Source organism: Halovalidus salilacus, from assembly GCF_031852275.1.
GTDB lineage: Archaea > Halobacteriota > Halobacteria > Halobacteriales > Natrialbaceae > Halovalidus > Halovalidus salilacus.
The window spans coordinates 2,527,187-2,549,638 of record NZ_CP134700.1 but is presented as its reverse complement, the minus strand read 5'-3'; the positions used below and the strand labels follow the sequence as shown (position 1 = coordinate 2,549,638).

Here is a 22,452-nt window from a genome sequence, read left to right as displayed (position 1 = left end):
AATTACTCACTCGAGTAGTAACGGTGGGAACGGGGCAGTGAGACGGGCCGACTCCTTCGATCGGCCGGGCGTCACCTGAGCAGCTCGCGGGCGTTGTGACGCCACGTGCGGACGTGCAAGACGTCGAGGTCGAGCGCCTTCGAGACGGCGAGGGCGTCGATCGTCGCCAGTCGCTCGGCGGAGTTGATCCCGGCCTCGGCGAGGCGGTCGGCGTCGTCGGGGCCGACCCCGGTCACGGCCGTCACGGGCGTCGGCTTCGGATACGGGCGGTGGGTCGGTCGGTCGCGTCCGATCCGAATCGCGGGCGCTTCCTCGTACTCGAACGACTGCCAGTCCTCGTCGCGACTCTTCGCGATCCACTCGCGCTCGGCGGCGCCGAGTCCCCGGACCGCCGCCGATCGGCGATCCAGGTCGCCGTCGGTCTCGAACGACCAGGGGAGCGAGAACCGGCGTCTGAGGGCGTCCGCCACCCCGTCGTCGACGCCCGCGTCGAGCAGCATCCGGTAGGAGTACTCCTTGCTCGAGACGGCCGCCGGATCGACGTCCGCGGCCTCGAGGGCGTCGCGCTCGTCCGCGTCGATCCGCGCGAGGGCGGCCTCCGTGTCCTCGACGACTCGTTCGTTGTTCACGCGGTTCACCGAATTGGTCGTATCTCACACCGTCACATCTTCAAGGTTGTCCTCCCGTGAGCCTATCTCGCCGTCGCGAGGAACCGATGGGCGCCGAGCGCTCCCTCACACTTAGGCCGCCGTCCCCCGAAGGGGCGGGTATGGTTCGAGACCAACTCGAGCGAATCGGCGTCGTCGGCGCGGGAACGATGGGCAGCGGCATCGCGCAGGTCGCCGCCACCACCGGCTACGACGTCGTGATGCGGGACATCGAACCGGAGTTCGTCGACTCGGGAGTCGACTCGATCGCGGTCAGCCTCGAGCGCCTCGCCGCGAACGACGACCTCGAGGAGGATCCCGAGGCGATCCGCGAGCGGATCGAAGGGACGACCGACCTCGCCGACCTGGGCGGGTGCGACCTCGTCGTCGAGGCCGCGCTCGAGCGACTCGATGTCAAGAAGGACATCTTCCGCGACCTCGAGGACGCCTGCGACGAGGACGTCCTGCTCGCGACGAACACGAGCACGCTCTCGATCACCTCGATCGCGTCGGATCTCGAACGGCCCGAGCGCGTGATCGGCCTCCACTTCATGAACCCGGTACCGATCATGGAGGGCGTCGAGGTCGTCGTCGGCGAGAAGACGACCGACGAGGCCGCCGCGCTCGCCCACGAGTTCGCCGAGGACCTCGGGAAGACGACCTGGGAGTCCGACGACAAACCGGGCTTCGTCACCAACCGCATTCTCATGCCGTGGATCAACGAGGGGATCCGGGCCTACGACGAGGGCGTCGCCACGAAGGAGGACGTCGACGCCGGGATGGAACTCGGCACCAACGTCCCGATGGGCCCGCTCACCCTCGCCGACCACATCGGCCTCGACATCTGCCTGCACGCCTCCGAGACTCTCCACGAGGAACTCGGCGACCGGTACAAGCCGGCGTACCTCCTCAAACGCAAGGTCGAGGCGGGCGACCTCGGGAAGAAGACCGGGAAGGGGTTCTACGAGTACGAGTAGCGGCGGCTCCGCCCGCGGTTCGCGACGAATTTCGGCCGGGCGACCGCCCGAAGCAGATTGAAACCCTATCTGAACGTTTTTATTGCTAACGTGTGTGGAGAGAGTTAATGGGCTTCGCTCGAGCCACTCCCGCCGTCGCCGTCCTCACCCTCTGTCTCGTCGGACTCGCCGGCGTCTCGGTCGTCGCCGGCGCGCCCCCGCCGAAACAACTCTGCGACACCTGTGGCTCCGACCTCGAGGGTACCGCCGGCCCGGGAACGCTCGACGTTCACGTCGATTCGGCGGGCGATTCGCGGTGGGTCGAACGGGTACCCCTGAACGAGTCGGCCGCCGATCGGTACCGCGACGATCCCGACCCGCTCGAGCGTGCCGTCGAGGATCAGGACCGCCTCGGACACTGGCGGCACGTCGCGCGCGACGACGCGACGAATCGGACGATCGACGTCGAGGACGGGACCCTCGTCGTGACCTACGCGGTCGAGGACGCCGCCACCTCGGGCGTCGGCGACGCGTGGGTCTTCGACTACCTGTACGCCGGCGGGACGCAGGATCACTACGCGCTCGAGGCCGAGCGCGTGACGCTGCACCCGCCAGACGGTCACCGCGCGACGAACGAACCGCCGAACGCGGCCCTCGAGAACGGGACCGTCGAGTGGACCGGGACCGACGCCGGTGGCGACGGCGCACCCACCGAGAAAACGCACGTCACGTACGCCCCGGACGGCAGTGGCGTCGCGGGGACCCTCGAGTCGTGGGCCACGACCGCGGTCGTCTTCGGCCCGCTCGTCCTCGACCACGCGATACCGGCGAGCGTCGTTCCCGTCGCCGTCCTCGGAATCGCGACGGTAACGACGAGGAGCGTCGGCGGTCGCCTCTCGAGGCGGACCGTCGGTCGTCACGTCGGCGAGCGCGGCCGGATCGCGCTCGAGCGCCTGTGCGACCGACTCGGGCGGCCGCTCGACGGACGAACCCTGGTCTGGTTCCCCGTCGGCGCCGTGCTCGCCGCCGGCGCCGTCGTCTGGTTCGCGCTCGGTCTCAGCGCGGCGCTCTTTCACGTCCCGTTCGCGGTCGCCGCGGCGCTGTTCCTCCCGATAGGGTACGCGCTCGAGCGCGGCGACGGGTGGGTGCGGTACGCCCTCGTAGCGGCGCTCGCCCCCGTCGCGGCCGTCGTCGCGTTCGCGCCGTACTCGTCTCCCTGGGTCGGTCCCGTCGGCGTCGGACTGCTCTACCTCCCCGCGGCGCTTTCCGCGGGAACCGTCGGATTCGCGCTTTCGCTCGTCGGCCGTCGCGTCGGGACCGCTTCGTCGATCCGGTGATCGATCACCGCGCGCGATCCGACCGGCTTGGGGCGCGGAAAATCAGTGGTGCAGCGGCTTCTCCGACATCTCGTCGCGGAGGTCGGCGAGGGTCGACCGCGAGACGCCGTCTTCGAATTGCTGGAGGAGGGCGAACACCTCGGCTCGAGAGACTTTGACGTTCCCCTCTCGAACCACGTCCTCCGGGCGCTCGCGGAGTTCGCGGAGCGTCCCGACCGCCAGCAGGTAGGGGATCGCCCACGCCCCCAGCCTGTTTCCGTGCTGTTCCGGGACGAGCTCGAGGTAGCGGTGGGCGCCGTCGAGGTAGCTCTCGGCGCGGCCGGTCACCCGACGGATCACGTTCGTGACGCCGCCGTGGTGGGCCTCGTCGGTCACCGCCTCGATGTCGACGTCCTCCTCCTCCAGCCACTCGGCCGGGAGGTAGACGTTGTTCTCCTCGTGGTAGTCGGTCTCGACGTCCTTCGCGATGTTGACCAGTTGCAACAGCAGGGCGAACGACCGCGCGTTTGCACGCAGCTCCCGGGCCCGTTCCGGCGACGTGCCCCGGGCGACAAGCCCCGTGATGAGCGTCCCGACCGTTCCGGCGGCGTACCAGCAGTACTCCTCGAGTTCCTCGAGGGTCTGGAGGCGGAGGCCGCCCTCGTCGGCGTACCGGCTGGTGAACCTCGCCATGCCGTCGACGAGTTCCCGAACCGGCTCGCGCATGATCTCCCTTGGCTCCTCCTCGAGCGACTCGAAGGTGCGCAGGACGCGGGGCGTCTCGGCGACGACCTCCCAGTCGTCGGTCCGCTCGTCGGGGATCCACGGCTCGACGTCGCTCATGAACGCCGTTATCGGCGCGTCGTCGTCCGGATCGAGTAACCGGTCGTACGTCGCGAGCAGGTCGGTCTGTTCGGCCGGCGGGATGTGCCCCGCGTCCTCGATCGTATCGGCGATTCGACAGAGCAGGTAGCCGACGCAGATGTACCGCGCCATCGGCTCGTCGAGTCGATCGATCGTGATCGAGAACGTCCTCGAGACGCCGTGAACCGCGTCGTAACACCACTCGAGGTCGGCGTCGGTCGTGAATTCGGAAGAGCCCGTTGTCATCTACTGGGTGCATCTTGGACGGCCCGGCGGAAAAACGCCGCGGTCGCGGCGCTTCCGGCCGTCGCCGGGTCGACGGTACGCGGTAGGGGTGGTACCGACGGAGCGTCGCCGAAACGTCATTTTCGACGGTTTGGTCCCGTTGCGGGTTCCAGCACCACGGCTTTCCAGGGCGACGGCCAAGGGTTCGCGTGGCTCAGACCGTCCTCGTCGCCGGCGCGCACGGGCGAGTCGGCAGTCGACTCACCGAACTGCTCGCCGAGGGCGACCGCGACGTCCGGGGAATGGTTCGCGACGAATCGCAGACGGACGATATCGAAGACCTCGGGGCCGACCCGGTTGTGGGGGATCTGACCGAGACGGTCGACCACGCGGTTCGGGGGTGCGACGAAATCGTCTTCGCTGCCGGCTCTGGCGGTGAGGACGTCTACGGCGTCGACCGAGACGGCGCGATCACCCTGATCGAGGCCGCGGAACGGGAGGGCGTCGACCGATTCGTCACGCTCAGTTCGATGGGTGCCGGGAACCCGGACGAGGGCCCCGACGAACTTCGCGACTACCTGATCGCGAAGGGGGCGGCCGACGACCGACTTCGTGAGAGCGAGTTGACGCACACGATCGCCCGACCCGGCCCGCTGACCGACGATCCCGGTACCTGGGAGATTCGCGCCGCGGAGACCCTCGAGGAACCCGGGGAGATATCCCGTGAGGACGTCGCTCGAACCCTCGCCGCGAGCCTCGATATCGAAGCCACCCGGGGGAAGACGTTCGAACTCCTCGAGGGGGACGAGCCGATCGACTCGGCGCTCCGATCGGTCGGACCCTGATATGCGCCGTTCGGGGCTCACGTCGGTCCGGGATCGACTCGAGTATCGATCAGCTTGCGTCTCGGTCTGACTCGAGTTGTGGTCAGGCTCCAGTTGTGGATGGATTCGTCCATCGGAGTACCTCGAAGACGGAGGGGGAGACGGTCGTTCGTCGCCCCGCCGCCGGAGATGTCGGCTCGAAATCAAAACGGCAGAGGCAACAATAAAGGACCGACTCCTCGATGACACAGCTATGGACTTCGCGCTCTCAGCCGAACAGCGACAGATCCGGGAGATGGTCGCCGAATTCGTCGACGAGGAGATCGATCCCGTCGCGGCGGAGATCGACCACGACGACGAGTTTCCCCACGATCTCGTCGAGGAGATGGCCGACCTGGGCCTGATGGGAATGCCGTTCCCCGAGGAGTACGGCGGCGCGGGCCTCGATTACCACTCCTACGCGATCGGCCTCGAGGAGATCTCGCGCGGGTCGGGCGGACTCGGAACGATCGTCGCCGCACACACTTCCCTGGCGGGGAACATGCTCTACGAGTTCGGCGACGAATCTCAGAAGGAGGAGTACCTGACGCCGCTCGCCGAGGGGACCGACGTCGGCGCGTTCGCCCTCTCCGAGGCGGGCGCCGGGAGCGACGTTCCTTCGATGGAGACCGTGGCCGAGAAGGACGGCGACGAGTACGTGATCGACGGAGGGAAACTGTGGATCTCGAACGGCTCGGTCGCGGATACGGTCACCCTCTTCGCGAAGACCGATCCTGACGCCGGGAACAGGGGAATCTCCGCGTTCGTCGTCCGCCCCGACGAGGACGACGGGTACTACGTCGAGGGCACCGAGGAGAAACTCGGCGACAAAGGGTGTCCGACCGCCGAACTCCGATTCGACGGCCTCCGAATCCCGGAGGACCGCCTGCTCGGCGAGGAGGGCGACGGCTTCGTCCAGGCGCTGAAGACCTTGAACGGCGGACGCATCACCATCGCCGCCCGCGGCGTGGGCATCGCCCGCGCTGCCTTCGACGAGGCGGTCGCGTACGCCAACGAGCGCGAGCAGTTCGGCCGGCCCATCGGCGAGTTCCAGTCGATCAAGCACAAGCTGGCCGACATGGACACGAAGATCCAGGCCGCGAGGATGCTCATGCACAAGGCCGCGGACAAGAAGATCCGCGGCGAGAACTTCATCAAGGACGCCGCGCAGGCGAAGCTCTACGCCTCGGAGGTGAGCCGCGAGGTCGCCAACGAGGGCATCCAGATCCACGGCGGCTACGGCTACACCAAGGACTTCCCCGCCGAGCGGTTCTACCGCGACGCCAAGCTCAACGAGATCTACGAGGGAACGAGCGAGATCCTCCGCAACACGATCGGCGACCAGTTGCTCGAGGAGGCGTAGGCCTCGCCCCCTCGAGCGTGATCGGGCAGCCGACCGCTATCGAGCGGAAGCGAAGCGATCGGTCCTCGTTCCCGGGTTCGAACCCCCGGCAACGGCAGGTCCGGGATGTATCCCCCAGTCGGGCGAACCCGTAGGTGTACGATGTACCAGACCCTTCTCATCGCCACCGACGGGAGCGAAGCCAGTAGCCGTGCGGTCGATCACGCGATCGAACTCGCCGAACAGCTCGACGCGACGCTGAACGTACTGTCGGTCACCGGCGAGGGACCCCAGGCGGAGAACAAGCAGGACCACATGCGAACGGATCCGGACGCGGAGACCCACGAGGCGATCGAGGACGTCGAACGCCGCGCGACAGACGCGAACGTGGAGGTCGTCGGCGAGACCCGACCGGGCGTTCCCCAGGAGACGATCATCAACTACGGCGAGGAGATCGACGCCGACGTGATCGTCGTCGGCTCGAGCGAGAAGAGCGGCCTCGACAGCCTCCTGTCGGGGAGCGTCGCCCAGGAAGTCGTGAGCGAGTCTCGCATTCCGGTGCTGACGGTACGCGGACCCGAGTGAATCGGTTCGCCCGGCAGGTCAGCGAATCGATTCGTATCCGAACGCGGCTGTGTGCGCTCTCGCCTAAGGCTACGGAGGCTTCGGGAGCGACGACTTCTACCAGCATCGCCGGCGACGCCGGCACCTTTCGAGGCTCACCTCGTCGACGAACTGACAGCTACGCCGACAGTATTAAATAGCTATTAATTCACTCGTTCACTAAATTCAATACCATATGAATTTATGTATTCGGTATGCGTATTTCGAACGATTAGAAAATGGGTCGGCTTGTTGATCACCGCACGGGGGACGAGGATCGTGGGCTCAGTCCGGTGGTGGGATTCGCCCTTCTCCTCGGCATCGTGATCGTCGGCGCGTCCATCATCTTCGTCGTCGGAACGGGTATCCTCGACGGCATCGAGTCGACGACGTCGTCCGAGCGGGGCCAGCAGTCCTTCCAGCAACTCGACCACGACGTCAACACGCTCGAGTTACAAAACGACGGCGAGACGTCGGTCTACTTCGACGAGAACTGGGAGTACGAACTGTCCGACGAGTGGACGATGAACGTGACCGCCTCTAACGGATTCGAGTCGACGGATCCCGAAGAGATCGAGATGCAGACGCTGGTGGGGACCGACGAACACGGCAACGAACTCGCCTACGAGGCCGGCGGCGTCTGGCGGGGTCAGGGCGGCGCGACGACCGTCACCGACCCTGGGATTCAGTATCGAACGGAATCAACCGACGACGGTGAGATCGGCCGGGTCGCAATCTCCTCGACGTCGCTCTCGGGTGACGTCGGTTCCGGTGAACGGTCTGCCGAATTATCGAACCGGACCGAGATCGCCGCCTTCGGCGAGGATATCGATTACGTGAGTCACGTGGCGCTCGAGGTCGACGGCTCGCCGAATCACGACGGTTGGTACCGGTTCTTGAAGGACGAGTTCGATGCGACGGACGCCAAGACCTGTGACGTGGACGCCGTCGACACCGACGACGGAAACGTCATCTGCCATGACGAGGGGGACGAGACCGTCACGTTGATAGCGGTCATCGACGGCGAAAATTCGCTAAATAACGCACTCGGGATCGAACCGACGATCTACGGAGGGCTGTACACAGCGGGTGACAAAAAGCTGGAGACGACCGGTGGTTCGAACCCATCGATCACCGCAACCGGCTACGAAGACGGTGATGTCGACGATAACGAAACGGACGTGCTCGTCTCGAATCCTGACTCAGCGCTCAGGCCGAAACCCGGCGCTAGTCCGTATCGCATCGACAACGATCTCACCGTCGACGCGTACCCGGTTATCAACGGTACGCCGGAAGCGGGCACCGGCGTGGAACTTGCGAGTCACGCGTACGCGACCGATATCGACGAAAGCGACCCCAACACTGACGAGATCTACCCGGGGGACGAGGATGCGAATCTCATGCCCGTCTATGATATTAGCACAGCTGCTGGCTCGGCCGACAAATCCGTGCACGCAGCACAAATGTCATCCTCTATTGGGGACGTTCCCGATATCGACACCGCCGTTGACGACGCCGTAACCGATTACCTCGACGGCTCCGATTCCGTTCCGGACTCGACGATCACGGCGGACAAGGAGGACAAGGAGGACAAGTACCACAGTTCGTCCGGTGTCACGATCGACGATGACATCGATACTGGGGACGGCGACGTGTACATCGGCGTCGACGGCGATCTCGACATGAGTGACGTGGATATTCGTGGAGGGAATCAAACGTTCGTCTACGCGACCGGGGACGTCGACGTTTCCGACGTCGAGATCGGGCCAGACGATCGGACCAACGCGAGTTCACTGTGGATCTACTCGTCGAAAACCGGTTCTGTGAACGTTAACGGTGATTTCCAGGGTGTCGTCTACGCGCCGGGAAAACAGTTGAACATGAATAGCGGTGTGACTGTCGACGGTGCGATCGTCGCCGGCAATAGTGACATCGGCAACGACGTGACGATAAACTTCGACGAGTCGCTCCGAACGGATAATCCGCTGGAGAACGAAGGCGACGTCCCGGATATCATCAAGAAGCGGAAACCGCTCGACGTGATGTTCGTCCTCGACAGATCCGGTTCGATGGGCATGAACGATCCGGGGCAGGAACGGGTGGACGCCACGAGAACGTTCATCGACCAGTTGAACGAGTCGAACGGTGATCGAGTTGGCCTCTACGAGTTCAACCAAAGGGGTCACAGAATCTTCTCGTTAGACTCCGACCTGGATGCGGCCAAAGCGCGAGTGAGGGGTCACGAGGACGGTAACACGAACATGGCCAAGGGGATCGAGTTGGCGCTCGATGATCTTGATACGTCGGGTGACGAGGACCACGAGCCGACGATCGTGTTACTCAGTGACGGCGAAAACACGGTGGACACGAGGTACATCGAAACATTCAATCAAGTCGATAGGGCCGCGAGAAACGATGTAACGATTCACACGGTCGGCCTCAAGAGTCGATTCGGTGGTGATATCCCAGAGGAGCAACTGCGAGAGATCGCCAACCGAACCGGCGGTAACTACACGAGCGTGGACGACCCCGAAGACCTCTCGGAAACGTTCAATAAGACCGCCGAGGACGCGATCGACGACAGCGAGGTCGAAATCGAAACGTCCGCCACCGACGAATTCGAGACGTCCGACGAGTACGTCGTCGACGTCGAACACAACGAAATCGAATTGGACTGATACCGTCCGAATCTCGTTTGCTTCGAGGCGATCTTGACCCACCGCTTCCGTAACTGGTGCAGATTCCGTCGATCGGGTGTGGCCCCGTCCTGAGGAGGTCGCTTCGTTCGTACGTCGTGGAGAAGTCCGATCGAGTTTCCGTCCCGAGAACCGTAGGACTGTTCCAAGCGTGCGTACCGCCCGGAGATTACGTCGCCGACTCGATCGTCTCCTTCACGTCCTCCCAGACCTCCTCGGGCGCCCGTTCACCGTCGACGCGCTCGAGGGCCCCCGTCTCGTCGTAGTACTCGATCACCGGCTCGGTGTTCTCGTGGTAGACGCGCAGGCGTTCCTTGACGGTCTCCTCGGTGTCGTCGTCGCGCTGGACGAGTCGCTCCTCGACCTCGGGGTCTTCCGGCGGGTTGTACTCCAGGTGGTAGATGTCGCCGGTCTCGGGGTCCATCCGGCGGCCGGTGAGGCGGTGGACGAGTTCCTCCTCGCTCACGTCGAGGGAGAGGACGACGTCGAGGTCGGTCATGCCCTCGAGTTCCTCGGCCTGCTCTAAGTTTCGCGGGTAGCCGTCGAGGACGAACCCGTCGGCCTGAGTCAGCGCCTCCTCTACGATGGCGTTGACGACCTCGTCGGGGACGAGTTCGCCGCGGTCCATGTACTCGCGGGGCGTGTCGTACTCCGTGTCCATGTCGGAGATGTCCATGTCCTTGTTCGCGCGCAGCGCGTCGCCCGTGGTGACGTGGTCGACGTCGAAGTGGTCGGTGATCTTCGCACTCTGCGTCCCCTTCCCCGCGCCGGGCGCGCCCAGAATCAGGATTCGTGGTTGTGCCATGCTACCCCGTTCACCACCGTCGCATAAAGGCTTAAAGAAACGCGCGCGTCGGACCACGCGTGACCAGGTTCGACGCGGCGACGCCGGAAGAGCGGCGACGACTGTTCGACGACGCCGTCGCGGCCCACCGCGAGCGCGCGAGTCCGTACCTCACGCTCGAGGTGGACGAGGCGGTGCTCGAGCGAGAGGGGACGCCGGACCCCGACCTCGGCGTTCCGTGGGTGCAGTTCGCCGACGGCGTCGTCTCGCTCGACTGCACCGACGACGAACTCCAGGAGCTGAAGGCGCTGCTCGCGGAGTTTCCGGCGTTTACGATCGACGAACTGACCCGACCGGATGAGGCCGAGGGGACGCACGTTCGCGTGAGCGCGAGCGCTGATCGAAACCGTATCTCCCAGTTTCTCGAGGCGGTCTTCCGCAGCGTGTTCCGACTACCGGAGGACGGCCGGGTGTGGGTCGCCGAGGTGTGACCGCGACGGCGGTCGCGGGCGAGGCTACTCGATGCGGAGGTCGCCGTCGCCACCGCCGGTCCCCTCGTCCTCTGCTCCTTCGTCCCACTCGAGTTCGAACTCGACGCTGAGCTCGGCGGGGCCGCCCGAACTCGAGGTTTCGCGTTCGGCCTTCACCTCGAAGGTGGGTCGGGACGGCGGGGAGAGGGTTACCGACTCGGAGCCGGCTTCGAGGGTGAGGGAGTCGCCCCCGTCGACCGCGTCGGCGACGCTGCGGAGGTAGTCGGCGATCTCGCTGCTGGTCATGTCGTGTTCGAACTTGAACAGGACTTCTTCGGGCATACCGGTACTTCGTGCTCCACGCTATAGAGCGTACCGCCGACAGGACGGTCAAATCCTTCCGAACGTCGAACTCGAGCGGCCCCGTTTCCCACTCGTACCGTTCGCTGTCGCTTCGGTAGCTACTTGGGTCGACCGTCCCACCCACATCGTATGGGTGGCCGAGGGCCGAAGCGGGAACTCGCGGAAAAGATCGCCGGCGAGATCACGCTCAGCGACGATCCGGGGGCGACGCTCAGGAAGTGGCGGACCGATTTCGACGTCTCGCAGACCGATCTGGCGTCGGAACTCGGGGTCTCGTCGTCCGTGATCTCGGACTACGAGAGCGGGCGGCGCGAGAGTCCCGGGATCGGCGTCGTCAGTCGACTAGTCGAGGGGCTCATCGCGATCGACGAGCGCCGCGGAGGTGATCGCATCCGCCAGTACGGTCGCGTCCTCTCGGCGGGATTCGACAGCGACGTGGTCTTCGACCTCCGCGAGTACGCGACGTCGATCCCGTTGACGCGGCTGTACGACGAGATCGACGCGACGGAGATCTACCGCGGCGCCACCGATCGGGTCAGCGGCCACACCGTCATCGATAGCGTCAGGGCGATCACGCGCCTCTCGAGCGACGAGTTCTTCCGCCTCTACGGGCAGAGTACGAACCGCGCGCTCGTGTTCACGAACGTCACACGGGGTGAGGGCGTCGGCATCGCCCTCCGGATGGTGAACCCGACGCCCAACGCGGTGATCCTCCACGGCCTCGAGGAGGACGACCTCTGGGAACACGCGGTCGACCTCGCTCGAATCGACGGCTACTCGCTGGCCGTGACGACGACGCCGCTCGAAGGGGTGCTCGAGAACCTCGTCACCCTCGAGTGACGGCGGTCGCGGGTGGCTGTCTCCCCGAGCGTCCGAGCGTCCGTTTCGAAGCGCGAGAAACCAGCGGTCGGGTCAGGCGATCTGTTCTTCGTACGCCTCGGCGGTGAGCAGGTTCTCGAGTTCGTCCGGGTCCGACGGCTCGATCTCGAGCATCCAGCCCTCGCCGAAGGGGTCGTCGTTGACGAGTTCGGGCGCGTCGAACAACGCGTCGTTGATCGCGACGACCTCGCCGCTTACCGGGGCGTAGAGGTCCGAGACCGCCTTGATCGATTCGATCACGCCGAACTGCTCCTCCTGTGCGAGTTCGTCGCCCTCGTCGGGGAGTTCGACGAAGACGACGTCGCCCAGTTCGTCCTGCGCGAAGTCGGTGATGCCGACGCGGACCGCGCCGTCCGTCTCGAGGGCCCACTCGTGCGATTCCAGGTAGCGTCTGTCGTCGGGGATGTCGAAGTTCATGATGACTGGTGTTGGATTCGTGGTAGCGGTTTGTTAGTGGTGGCGGTGATGTCGGTGGTGTTGTATCGGTATTCGTGACGATCGACGGGATTCACTTTCGTTCCTTCGATCGCGGGCCGCGCCTCACACGGTGTCGACGAAGGGGAGCGCCTCGACGCGGGCTTTCTTCGATCGGCCGCGGACGACGACGCGGAGGGTCGTCCCCGTGTCGGCGTACTCGACCGGGACGTAGCCCAGGCCGATCGACTTCTCGAGCGTGGGGCTCATCGTGCCGCTGGTGACGGTGCCGATCACCCGGTCGTCGGTGTTGGTGATGTCGTAGCCGTGGCGGGGGACGCCCCGGTCGATCAACTGGAAGCCGACGAGCCGTTCCTCGACGCCCGCCTCCCGGGCCTCGGCGAGGGCGTCCCGACCGACGAACTCCGTTTCGAGGTCGACCGTGAAGCCGATGCCGGCCTCGAAGGGGGTTCTGGGATTCGACTCGAGGTCGAAGTCCTGTCCCGAGAGGAGGTACCCGGCCTCGATTCGAAGGGTGTCGCGGGCGCCGAGGCCGCAGGACTGGACGTCGTACTCGTCGAACGTCGACCACACCGTCTCGGCGTCGCCCCAGGGGACGACGAGTTCGAAGCCGTCCTCGCCGGTGTACCCGGTTCGGGCCGTCAGGCACTCGACGCCGGCGACGGTCGCGTACGTCGCCTCGAACCGGCCCAGATCGGTCACCGACCCGTCGGCCGGGTCGACCGCCGCGGCGTCGTCGAGGATCGATTCGGCGTTCGGGCCCTGGATCGCGACCATCGCGTACTCGTCGGTCTGGTTGTCGACGGTCGCCTCGAGGCCCCACTCGTTTCGGTGGTCGATCCACCGCTCGTGCATCGCCTCGTCGGTGCCGGCGTTCGGGACGAACAGGTAAGTTGGATGTTCGCCCGTCGCCGGTCCGACGCTCGTCTCCGCACCGTCGCCGGGGAGGCGGTAGACGACGGTGTCGTCGACGATGTGGCCGTCTTCGTCGGTGATCGCCGCGTACTGGGCGCCGCCGGGAGATAGCTCGGTGACGTCGTTCGAGGTGAGCCGCTGCATCAGCGTCGTCGCGTCCGGTCCGGTGACGTGTATCTGCCCCATGTGGGAGACGTCGAACCGTCCGACGTCCTCGCGGACGGCCTCGTGCTCGGTTCGGATCGAGTCGAACTCGACGGGCATGTCCCAGCCGCCGAACTCGGTGAACTTCGCCCCGTGCTCGTCGTGAATCCCACGTAACGGCGGCATTTGAAGCGGCATATGCTCGTGGTCGCCCGCGTGATAGTAATGTCTTTTCGTCGTCCGCCGGGGACCTCGATGGTGACGGTCGTCGCTTCGTCCCCTCGTGGGAGTTCGCGAACGATGCGTCGACCGACACTCGGCGGACGCCGGCACCGACCGACGGGGGAACCGTCACTCGGCTGTGGGTAGCGTGAAGTACACGGTCGTCCCCTCGCCGGGGTCGGACTCGAGCCAGATATCCCCGCCGTGGCGCTCAACGATGCGTTCACAGAGGGCCAGTCCGATTCCGGTACCCTCGTACTTCTCGCGGCTGTGGAGGCGCTGAAACACCTCGAAGACCTGGTCGGCGTCTTCGGGATCGACGCCGATGCCCTCGTCGCTGACGGAGACGATCCACCGGTCGCCGTCGCGCTCGCTCTCGACCCGAACGCGAGGCGGCTCGTCGCCCGAGTACTCGATCGCGTTGTCGAGCAGGTTCTGGAACACCTGGCGTAACTGGTTGCCGTCGCCGTCGACGACGGGAAGGGACTCCGCGGTGATCTGCGCCCCGCTCTCGGCGATCCTCACCCGGAGGTCGCTTCGAACTTCGTCGAGGACGTCGTCGAGGTCGACCGGTTCGAACGCCTCGCCGCGGGTTTCGACGCGGGAGTACTCGAGGAGCCCCTCGATCATGTCCCGCATCCGGTCGGCGCCGTCGACCGCGTAGTCGAGGAACTCCTCGCCGTCCGCGTCGAGCGCGTCGGCGTACCGTCGCTCGAGGAGCTGGAGGTAACTCGAGATCATCCGCAGGGGCTCCTGGAGGTCGTGGCTGGCGGCGTAGGCGAACTGCTCCAAGCGCTCGTTCGACTCCTCGAGGCGCCGCTGGTACTCCCGCCGGTCGGTGATGTCCTGGACGTACACCGATAACCCCGACTCCGAGGGGTAGACGTTGTACTCGAGCCACGCCTCGAGCCGCTCTTCGTACAACTCGAAGGTGGTGGGCTCCTGGGTCTCCATCGCGCCGCGGAGGTGCGACCGGAGCTCCTCGTCCGGAGGCTGGGGGAGGAGATCCCAGAAGCGTCGGCCAGAGAGCTCGTTCTCCGAGTACCGAAAGAGGTCGGCGGCGCGCTCGTTGTAGTGGGTGAACCGCCACTCCTCGTCGAGGGCGAAGAACGCGTCGGAGATGCGGACCAGGATCTCGCCGAGTTCGGACTCGAGCTCCGACTTCCGCCGCTCGAGCCGGCGCTCGCGCTCTTTCTGCTCCGTGACGTCCTCGATCGAGGCGACTACCCGGGTGTCGGTGGACATCGCGTCCTCGAGCGGCACAGCATTGATCGACAGCCAGCGGGGATCGGCCCCCGGTCGATCGCTGCGACACAGGAAATCGGAGACGGGGCGTTCGGTCTCGGCGACTCGCGCCCAGGGGCGCTCGTCCCTCGAAACGAGCGCGCCCGACGCGTCGTAGAGGTCCACCGGCTCGATCGAGCGTCCCTCGATGTCCGTCTCGGGGAGTTCGAGGAGGTCGAGGGCTTCCCGATTCGCCCGCAATATCTCCTCGTTCGAATCGATCACGCAGATGCCCACAGGAACGGTTTCGAGGATCTGCTCGACGAGGTCTCGCTCCCGCTGGAGCTCGAGTTCGTACTCCCGTTGCTCGGTCATGTCGCGGGTCACCTTCGTGAATCCCTGGAGGGTCCCGTCGACGTCTCGGATGGCGGTGATGACGACGTTCGCCCAGAACCGGGACCCGTCCGCGCGGACCCGCCACCCCACGTCCTCGACGCGGCCCTCCTCCATCGCGACGTTCAGGTTTCGCTCCGGAATCCCCGCCTCGACGTCCTCGGTGGTGTAGAACCTCGAGAAGTGTTCGCCGACGATCTGTTCCTCGTCGTACCCCTTGATGCGCCTGGCTCCGCGGTTCCAGCTGACCACGGTTCCGTCGGGGTCGAGCATGAAGATGGCGTAGTCCTTGACGGAGCTGACGAACGCGCCGAACTCCTGGAGCGTGGACCGCCGGTCCGTCGCCTCGGTCGGCTCCGCCGGTCGCCACCAGATGCGGGTTCCATCGCCGACGTCCTTCGACCGGAGTTCGCCGAGGTCGGCGAGGGCTCGCAACCGTCGCGCGGCGACCCGCTCGGGACAGCCGAGTTTCTCCGCCACCGTCTCCGCGGTGTACGGTGTGTGGGGCTCGTCCGACCGCGAGAACAACCGTCGGACGTCTTCCCGTGACGCGTTCGGCGCGGAGCCCGAAGAATCCATGATTGCACTGACGACGTGAACTTACATACGGTTGGCGGTCCCGGTCCGCGTCGGTCGATTCGACCGACGTCGACGGGGCGGTGAGAGTGCGATTCGGTGGCCGGACGACCGACCCTCGCGTCCGAGCGTGTTCCGTCACACATATTTCCGGAGTCCGTGTACGTCGAGTATGTTCGAACGCGTTCGCGCCCGTCTCGCACCCGACACTGAACGGACGGTGGGCCTCTTCGTCGACGGGCCGAACGTCTTTCGCGACGAGTTCGACGTCGACCTCGACGACCTCCGCGCCGCCGCGGAGGCCCTCGGACGCGTAGGCGTCATCCGCCTCTACCTCGACGAGCACGCCACGCCTGGTCTCATCCAGGCCGCCGAGGCCCGCGGCTTCGAGGTGATCGTCACCAGCGGCGACGTCGACGTCAAACTCGCCGTCGACGCGACGGCGCTCGCCGCCGAGGGACGCTTCGACCTGCTCGCGATCGCCTCGAGGGACACGGACTTCAAGCCCGTCCTCGAGTACGCCGGCGTGGTCGGCATCGAGACGGTCGCCATCGCGCCGGGAAGCCACGGCCGATCCGACGCCCTGCAGAACGCCGCCGACGAGGCGATCACGCTCGGTCGGTGAGGGCGGTCGGAACCTCCCGTAACTCCACCCGGCGTGCAGACCGTAGCCGGACGAATCCGGTGGCTTTTCACCGATTCGGCGCCCACGATCGGCTATGATCGACGACGGGACGCCGGTACCGGTCCTCGACAACCACCTGCATCTCGACCCGGACCACCACCGCGGCATCGACGCGGTCCACGACTTCGCCCGCCTCGGCGGGACGCACCTCCTCGTCGTCAACAAGCCCTCCTGGCACCTCGGCGTCGAGGCCGACGCGGGCGAGGACTTCCGGCCCGTCTTCGAGCGGACGATCGAGATCGTCGAGGAGGCGTCGGCTGAACTCGAGGGGCGGGCCTGGCCGGTCCTCGGCGTTCACCCGGGACTCGTCTCCCGCCTCGTCGACGAGCGGGGCTACTCGGCCGCCGACGCGCGCGACGTGATGCAGGCGGGGCTCTCCGTCGCCGCCGAGTACGTCGAGCGCGGCGAGGCGCTGGCGCTCAAGTCGGGACGCCCTCACTACCCCGTCGACGACGACGTCTGGGAGGCCTCCAACGAGGTCATGCGCCACGCGTTCGAACTCGCGGCCGATCTCGACTGTGCCGTCCAGCTCCACGCCGAGGCCACCGAGGAGATGACCGAGGTGGCCGAGTGGGCCGAGGCGGCCGGCCTCCCCGCCCACCGCGTCGTCAAACACTACGCCGCCGGCCGACTCGAGGGTCCCGTCCCGAGCGTCATGAGCGAGAAGGATCGCCTCGAGGTCGCCGCCGAGCGCGGCGACCCGTTCCTCATGGAAACCGACTACATCGACGATCCGGACCGGCCGGGGGCGGTACTCGGCCCGAAGACGGTCCCCCGACGGGTGACGTGGCTGCTCGAGAACGGCCACGAGGAGGCCGTCCGGACGGCCCACGTCGAGACGCCGGCGCTCGTCTACGGGATCGACACGGAGGCGACGCTCGAGTCGTGAGGGAGGTGACGCTCGAGTCGTGAGGACCGCCGTTTCGCCGGCGATCGCCGTCCCTGCCGTCGATTTTCGTCCGGCCGACGGGGACACAAGTAGAGAAAGGCATTTCAAGCGGCCGGTGTAGGTGTCTGTATGAGCAATCCCCCGACCGAGTTCTACTCGGAGGAACGCTGGCAGAACTGGATCGACCGCATCAAGGACGAGGAGATCGATCCTGAGGACGAATCCTCGGCCCGCCTCCTGTTGAACCTGCAGGACGACACCGCCATCGCCGTCGCGAAGATCGTCTCCGCCTACGACGAGGGCGAACTCGAGCAGGAGGAGACACTCGAGGAACTCGCGGAGGTCCGCGACATCGTCCTCTCGGAGGTCGACATCGAGGACGAGGAGAAGCTGATCCTCGTCGACGGGGTGCAGACGAGTCTCGTCTGCGTCTTCTTCGCCGCCGAGGAGTACGTCGCCGGCGGCCCGGCCGAGGAGGGAAGCGTCAACGATTACGTCGGCGCCGCGGCCGACGCGGAGGCCAACGAGGATCTCGACGCGGCGCTGGGCTACGCCGCCCAGGCGGGCACGCTCATCATCGACGGCGAGGAGCTCGACATGTCTACGGCCGAGGAACTCGAGTACGGTCTCGTCACCGAGTGGATCAACGGCCTCGACAGCCTCCAGAGCGCGATGAGCGACCCCGAGGTCGTCGAAGAGGACGAGTGAGGGATCCGCGGCGTTCGTTCGAGGGACGCATCCGAATTCGTCGTCGGCGTTCGTTTTGCGGCCAGTAATCGTTTAAGGAGGTGCGACTATCGTGGCCCATGCACCGCCGTGGGCGCGAGCGCGCCGTCACCGTCCAGATCGGGGCGATCCTGCTGTTCGCCATCCTCTTCGCGGCGCTCGCGCTCTACCAGGTCGACGCCGTCCCCGCCGAGAACAGGAACGCCGAAATCGACCACAGCGAGCGCGTCGGAGGCGATCTCGTCGAGTTACGGAACGCGATGAGCGCGACGAGCGCCGACGGCGCTCCTCGAGGGAGTTCCGTCGCGCTCGGAACGCGGTACGAGGTACGGACGTTCACCGTCAACCCGCCGGATCCGGCCGGAACGATCCGAACCCAGGAAGCGCCCGGAAACGTGTCGATCGAGGGCGACGACACGGACGTCGATTTCGAGACGCAGTTCCTCGTCTACGAACCGGGGTACCACGAGTACGGCGACGCACCCACCACACGGATCGAACACACGTTCCTCTACGGCGAGTTCGACGACGCGACGGTGGACGTCGAGGATCCGTTGCTGATCGACGGAGATCGCGTCGTGCTCCCGATCGTCGACGGGGATCTCTCGCGCGCCGATTCGGGGACGGCGTCCGTCGACGTGCGACGGATCGCGGGACCGAACGCGAAGTCGATCGACTCGAACGTCACCGTCACCCTCCCGACAGACGCGCCCGAGCGGTGGAACGAATCGCTCGGCGCTCGATCGGGCGTGACCGTCGAGGAACGGTCGAACGCGGTCGAACTCGAGATAGACGGGGACGCGTTCGACGAGATCGCGCTCGTGCAACTCGGCGTCGGCGACGGGTCCTGGGACGATCGGATCGACGGGTTCGGCGACTCGAGCGGCGACGGCGATCGCGACGACCGGTTCAACGTCGAGTGGCTGGAATCGGAGCCCGTCGATCCGAGCGAGGACCCGTTCGAGGTGCGCGTGACCGAGGGCGGTACGCCGGTCGAAGACGCGCAGGTCGACTTCTCCGTGGACGGGAACGGTTCGGTGGATCTCGAGTCGAACGACGACGAGAACAGGACGGACGAGTCGGGAATCGCGTCGGTGAACGTCACCGACGGAAGCGGGAACGGGACGGTGTACGCCGCCGCGGGGGACGACGTCGATTCCCTGCACGTCGAGAGCAACGAATCGGCTACGGAGCCCGATCCGGAACCCGAATTCGAAACTCTCGAGGCGACGCCGAACGTCGATGGGCAGATCCTCGGCTATCCCTACACACGGTCGGTCACCTTCGAATACGACGTGAGTGCGGCCGACTCGGTCGAGCGGATCGAATTCACCGTCTTCGACGAGGACGGGGCAGAACTCGGTTCGGCAACCGTCAACGATCCGGACAGTCCGACGGACGTCGATCTGAACGGCGCCCAATGGCGATCCGTCGATCTCGCAGTCACCCTCGTCTCCGAGGAGAACGCCGAGTGCCTCGAGACGACGGCCGACGTCGGGGAGACGAGGGAGTTGGACGATTTCGAACCCTGCGAGTGACGGCGGGGCGGACGCGCCGAATCGCCCGCAGTTTCCGACGGGCGGTTCCCGACGGCAGTTCGTCGATCGACGAAACGCGGAACGACAATACCTTATGGCTGCTTCGTGATGAAGGTACCATGACCGCAGTCGGCATCGACGCCGTCGAAATCTGGACCGGGAACCTCAAACTCGACCTTCCCGGCACCTTCGCCCCCCAGAAGGGCGAGGACCCCGAGAAGTACACGAAGGGCCTCGGACTGAACGCTTCGTCGTTCCCCGACAGCTACGAGGACATCGTCACGATGGCGGCCAACGCCGCCCACCGGCTGATGGAGCGCAAGGGCCTGGAGCCCGACGATATCGGCCGGATCGACGTCGCGACCGAGAGCGCCTTCGACAACTCGAAGCCGGTTTCGACGTACGTCGCAGGCTGCCTCGAACAGGTGTACGACGGTGACTTCCACCACGCGAACAAGGGCGAGCGGAAGTTCGCCTGCATCGCGGGAACCCAGAGCCTGGACGACGCCTACAACTGGATCCGCGCGGGTCGCAACCGCGGCCGCGCGGCGCTCGTGATCGCGACCGACACGGCGCTGTACGCCCGCGGCGACGCCGGCGAGGCGACCCAGGGCGCGGGCGCCGTCGCGATGCTCATCGACGAGGATCCGAACCTCGTCGAACTCTCGACCGAGCAGGGGTACGGCTCGGCCGACGAGACGGACTTTCTCAAGCCGAACCAGCAGTTCCCGAGCGTCGACGGCAAGCGCTCGGTGCAGGTCTACCTCGCGCGGATGCGCGAGGCCCTCGAGGACTTCGAGAGCGTCGCGGGCGACGTCCACCCCGACGACGTCGTCTTCGCCCCGTTCCACACCCCGTTCCCGGGGATGGTTCGCAAGGCGGCGATGCTCGCCTACCGCCACGTCACGCGCGATACGGCCGTCGAGGACGAACTCGCCGAAGAAATCGGTCGCCAGCCGCGCGCCGAGGCGTTCGACGACGACGAGGCGTTCCGCGAGGCGGTCCGGGAGTACATGGACGGCCTGAAGCGAACCGAGCGCTACCAGGAGTGGTACGCCGAGACCATCGACCCGACGCTCACCATCTCGCGCGAGGTCGGCAACTGGTACACCGGATCGGTCCACGTCGCCCGCGCGAGCGCGCTGAAGTACGCCCTCGAGGAGGGCCGCGACCTCGTCGGCGAGACGATACTCGTCGGCTCCTACGGCAGCGGCGCACAGGCGGAGATCCACGCCGAGACGATCCGCGAGGGCTGGGAGGAGGAGATCGGGGCGCTCAACGTCGACGAACAACTCGAGGACCGCTACGAGATGAGCTGGGAGGATTACGAGGAGATCCACGACGTCCACAACCACGAGATGGACGTCGACGTCCAGGAGTTCACGACGCCCGAGTCGGAGTTCGTCTTCGACGGCTGGGGACGGATGGGCGAGCGGAAGTACCGCTACGTCGAGTAACGGAGCGGAAACGCGGTCGTCGGTACCCGTTTCGAGCGCCCCTTCGCCCTCGAGCGTCTGTTCTTCCCCGGCGGGCCAGTTCCGTGAAACCGAGGTTTACTATCCTCCTCGCTGAACGATAGCGTAGCATGGTGCAGGGAGGCGTGGTCGTCCAGTTCGCGATCGTCGCCGGAACCGTCATCGGGTTGTGGATCGGAGCGCGAACGCTGGTCGACGCGGTCGTCAAACTCGCTCGACGGTTCGGCGTCGCCGAACTCACGATCGGGCTGACGATCGTCGCGATCGGCACGTCGACGCCGGAACTCGTCGTGTCGACCGACGCGGCCCTCGCGGGGCGTGGCGAGATCGCCGTCGGGAACGTCGTCGGGTCGAACGTCTACAACCTCGCGTTCATCCTGGGCGCGGTGTCGCTCCTCCAGGTTATCCCCGTCGAACGGTCGCTCGTCCATCGGGACGGAATCGCGCTGATCCTCGCGACGCTCGCCGGCTTCGCGGTGCTCTTCGATCGGACCGTCGCCAGCGTCGAGGGGATCGTCCTCGTCGGATTGTTCGTCCTCTATACGGTCTACGTCCTCCGCGACGAGCGGTCGGCCCCCTCGATCGACACCGAGTACCCGGACTCTCGAGTCACGGAGACGGTCGCGAGCGGCGCCTCGTTCCACGGCCGGGACGCGGCCCTCCTGGTCGGCGGATTGGCCCTCGTGCTCGCGAGCGGGCACTACATGGTCGAGGCGGCGACGGCGATCGCCACCGAGGCGGGCATCTCCGACTGGGTCATCGGCGGGACGATCGTGGCGGCCGGAACGTCGACGCCGGAGCTCGCGGTCTCGCTCGTCGCGATGAAACGCGGACACGTCGGAATGTCCGTGGGGAACGTTCTGGGAAGCAACATCTTCAACGTGCTCGGGATCCTCGGCGTGGCGGCGGTTATCCACCCCCTCGCCGTCACGGCCGCGGCGATCGAGAGCCTCGTGTGGCTGACAGCGATTACGGTCGCGATGGTCGGCGCGCTCTGGTCCGGCCGTCGCCTCTCCAGGCTCGAGGGTGGGCTCTTCGTCCTGTCGGAGGGCGTCCGCTGGGCGCTCGGGTTGCTCCGCATCTTCGGATAGCTCCGCGCTCGATCGACCCCCTCGAGCGGTCGTCTCGAGACCGCTTCGCGGTCGGTTCACGCCGGCGATTGGTCGCCGAAAGGGGTCACGGTCCACCCGCTCCGCGTTCCAGCGCGGCGAACACGAGCATA

At 66.2% G+C, this 22,452-nt stretch carries 20 protein-coding genes and 1 pseudogene; 14 read left to right on the top strand and 7 right to left on the bottom strand.

Annotated elements, in window-relative coordinates:
• Positions 1-71 precede the first annotated feature (71 nt).
• Positions 72-587 (bottom strand): annotated as a pseudogene (locus tag RJT68_RS12575) (DUF7409 domain-containing protein); the annotation flags it as partial.
• 182 nt (positions 588-769) lie between these two features.
• Here RJT68_RS12575 and RJT68_RS12570 point away from each other — a divergent pair.
• On the top strand, positions 770-1,624 hold the full coding sequence (locus tag RJT68_RS12570) for a 3-hydroxyacyl-CoA dehydrogenase family protein (RefSeq protein ID WP_407036902.1): 855 nt from the start codon (positions 770-772) through the stop codon (positions 1,622-1,624).
• A 107-nt stretch (positions 1,625-1,731) separates the two neighbouring features.
• Complete coding sequence (locus tag RJT68_RS12565; RefSeq protein WP_407036901.1) at positions 1,732-2,940, top strand: hypothetical protein; 1,209 nt, start codon at positions 1,732-1,734, stop codon at positions 2,938-2,940.
• 42 nt (positions 2,941-2,982) lie between these two features.
• On the opposite strand, the gene RJT68_RS12560 is transcribed toward RJT68_RS12565, so the two are convergent.
• Positions 2,983-4,029, bottom strand: a complete 1,047-nt coding sequence (locus RJT68_RS12560; protein WP_407036900.1) for a phytoene/squalene synthase family protein — start codon at positions 4,027-4,029, stop codon at positions 2,983-2,985.
• Positions 4,030-4,217: 188 nt separating this feature from the next.
• On the opposite strand from RJT68_RS12560, the gene RJT68_RS12555 reads away from it, so the two are divergent.
• From RJT68_RS12555 to RJT68_RS12540, 4 genes are all read left to right on the top strand, one after another.
• Positions 4,218-4,853: an SDR family oxidoreductase gene (locus tag RJT68_RS12555; protein ID WP_407036899.1), complete on the top strand. Its 636-nt coding sequence runs from the start codon at positions 4,218-4,220 to the stop codon at positions 4,851-4,853.
• Between the two features lie 232 nt (positions 4,854-5,085).
• Positions 5,086-6,234: an acyl-CoA dehydrogenase gene (locus tag RJT68_RS12550; RefSeq protein WP_407036898.1), complete on the top strand. Its 1,149-nt coding sequence runs from the start codon at positions 5,086-5,088 to the stop codon at positions 6,232-6,234.
• 141 nt (positions 6,235-6,375) lie between these two features.
• Positions 6,376-6,798: a universal stress protein gene (locus RJT68_RS12545; RefSeq protein ID WP_407036897.1), complete on the top strand. Its 423-nt coding sequence runs from the start codon at positions 6,376-6,378 to the stop codon at positions 6,796-6,798.
• Positions 6,799-7,055: 257 nt separating this feature from the next.
• Complete coding sequence (locus RJT68_RS12540; protein WP_407036896.1) at positions 7,056-9,494, top strand: vWA domain-containing protein; 2,439 nt, start codon at positions 7,056-7,058, stop codon at positions 9,492-9,494.
• Positions 9,495-9,681: 187 nt separating this feature from the next.
• Here RJT68_RS12540 and RJT68_RS12535 read toward each other — a convergent pair whose 3' ends face one another.
• On the bottom strand, positions 9,682-10,317 hold the full coding sequence (locus RJT68_RS12535; RefSeq protein ID WP_407036895.1) for an adenylate kinase: 636 nt from the start codon (positions 10,315-10,317) through the stop codon (positions 9,682-9,684).
• 59 nt (positions 10,318-10,376) lie between these two features.
• On the opposite strand from RJT68_RS12535, the gene RJT68_RS12530 reads away from it, so the two are divergent.
• Complete coding sequence (locus tag RJT68_RS12530) at positions 10,377-10,787, top strand: hypothetical protein (RefSeq protein ID WP_407036894.1); 411 nt, start codon at positions 10,377-10,379, stop codon at positions 10,785-10,787.
• A 24-nt stretch (positions 10,788-10,811) separates the two neighbouring features.
• On the opposite strand, the gene RJT68_RS12525 is transcribed toward RJT68_RS12530, so the two are convergent.
• On the bottom strand, positions 10,812-11,108 hold the full coding sequence (locus RJT68_RS12525; protein WP_407036893.1) for an amphi-Trp domain-containing protein: 297 nt from the start codon (positions 11,106-11,108) through the stop codon (positions 10,812-10,814).
• 150 nt (positions 11,109-11,258) lie between these two features.
• Between RJT68_RS12525 and RJT68_RS12520 the strand changes: the two genes are divergently transcribed.
• A complete protein-coding gene (locus RJT68_RS12520) occupies positions 11,259-11,969 on the top strand; it encodes a helix-turn-helix domain-containing protein (protein WP_407036892.1) in 711 nt (236 codons plus the stop codon).
• 72 nt (positions 11,970-12,041) lie between these two features.
• Here RJT68_RS12520 and gcvH read toward each other — a convergent pair whose 3' ends face one another.
• From gcvH to RJT68_RS12505, 3 genes are all read right to left on the bottom strand, one after another.
• Positions 12,042-12,425 (bottom strand): glycine cleavage system protein GcvH, encoded by a 384-nt coding sequence (gcvH, locus tag RJT68_RS12515; protein WP_407036891.1) that lies wholly within the window; start codon positions 12,423-12,425, stop codon positions 12,042-12,044.
• A gap of 123 nt (positions 12,426-12,548) precedes the next feature.
• Positions 12,549-13,700 (bottom strand): glycine cleavage system aminomethyltransferase GcvT, encoded by a 1,152-nt coding sequence (gcvT, locus tag RJT68_RS12510; protein ID WP_407036890.1) that lies wholly within the window; start codon positions 13,698-13,700, stop codon positions 12,549-12,551.
• A 153-nt stretch (positions 13,701-13,853) separates the two neighbouring features.
• The gene (locus RJT68_RS12505; RefSeq protein WP_407036889.1) at positions 13,854-15,920 is read right to left on the bottom strand and encodes a PAS domain-containing protein; all 2,067 of its coding nucleotides are present in this window, start codon (positions 15,918-15,920) and stop codon (positions 13,854-13,856) included.
• Between the two features lie 169 nt (positions 15,921-16,089).
• Between RJT68_RS12505 and RJT68_RS12500 the strand changes: the two genes are divergently transcribed.
• The 6 genes from RJT68_RS12500 to RJT68_RS12475 all read left to right on the top strand — a co-directional run bounded on the left by RJT68_RS12500 (position 16,090) and on the right by RJT68_RS12475 (position 22,321).
• Complete coding sequence (locus RJT68_RS12500) at positions 16,090-16,542, top strand: NYN domain-containing protein (RefSeq protein WP_407036888.1); 453 nt, start codon at positions 16,090-16,092, stop codon at positions 16,540-16,542.
• Between the two features lie 94 nt (positions 16,543-16,636).
• A complete protein-coding gene (locus tag RJT68_RS12495; RefSeq protein ID WP_407036887.1) occupies positions 16,637-17,491 on the top strand; it encodes a TatD family hydrolase in 855 nt (284 codons plus the stop codon).
• Between the two features lie 129 nt (positions 17,492-17,620).
• Positions 17,621-18,199: a DUF2150 family protein gene (locus RJT68_RS12490; RefSeq protein WP_407036886.1), complete on the top strand. Its 579-nt coding sequence runs from the start codon at positions 17,621-17,623 to the stop codon at positions 18,197-18,199.
• A 98-nt stretch (positions 18,200-18,297) separates the two neighbouring features.
• Positions 18,298-19,755, top strand: a complete 1,458-nt coding sequence (locus tag RJT68_RS12485; protein ID WP_407036885.1) for an Ig-like domain-containing protein — start codon at positions 18,298-18,300, stop codon at positions 19,753-19,755.
• Between the two features lie 119 nt (positions 19,756-19,874).
• Entirely contained in the window at positions 19,875-21,212 is a 1,338-nt protein-coding gene (gene hmgB / locus RJT68_RS12480; protein ID WP_407036884.1) for a hydroxymethylglutaryl-CoA synthase, read from the top strand.
• A 128-nt stretch (positions 21,213-21,340) separates the two neighbouring features.
• The gene (locus tag RJT68_RS12475; protein ID WP_407036883.1) at positions 21,341-22,321 is read left to right on the top strand and encodes a calcium/sodium antiporter; all 981 of its coding nucleotides are present in this window, start codon (positions 21,341-21,343) and stop codon (positions 22,319-22,321) included.
• The last annotated feature ends 131 nt before the right edge of the window (positions 22,322-22,452 follow it).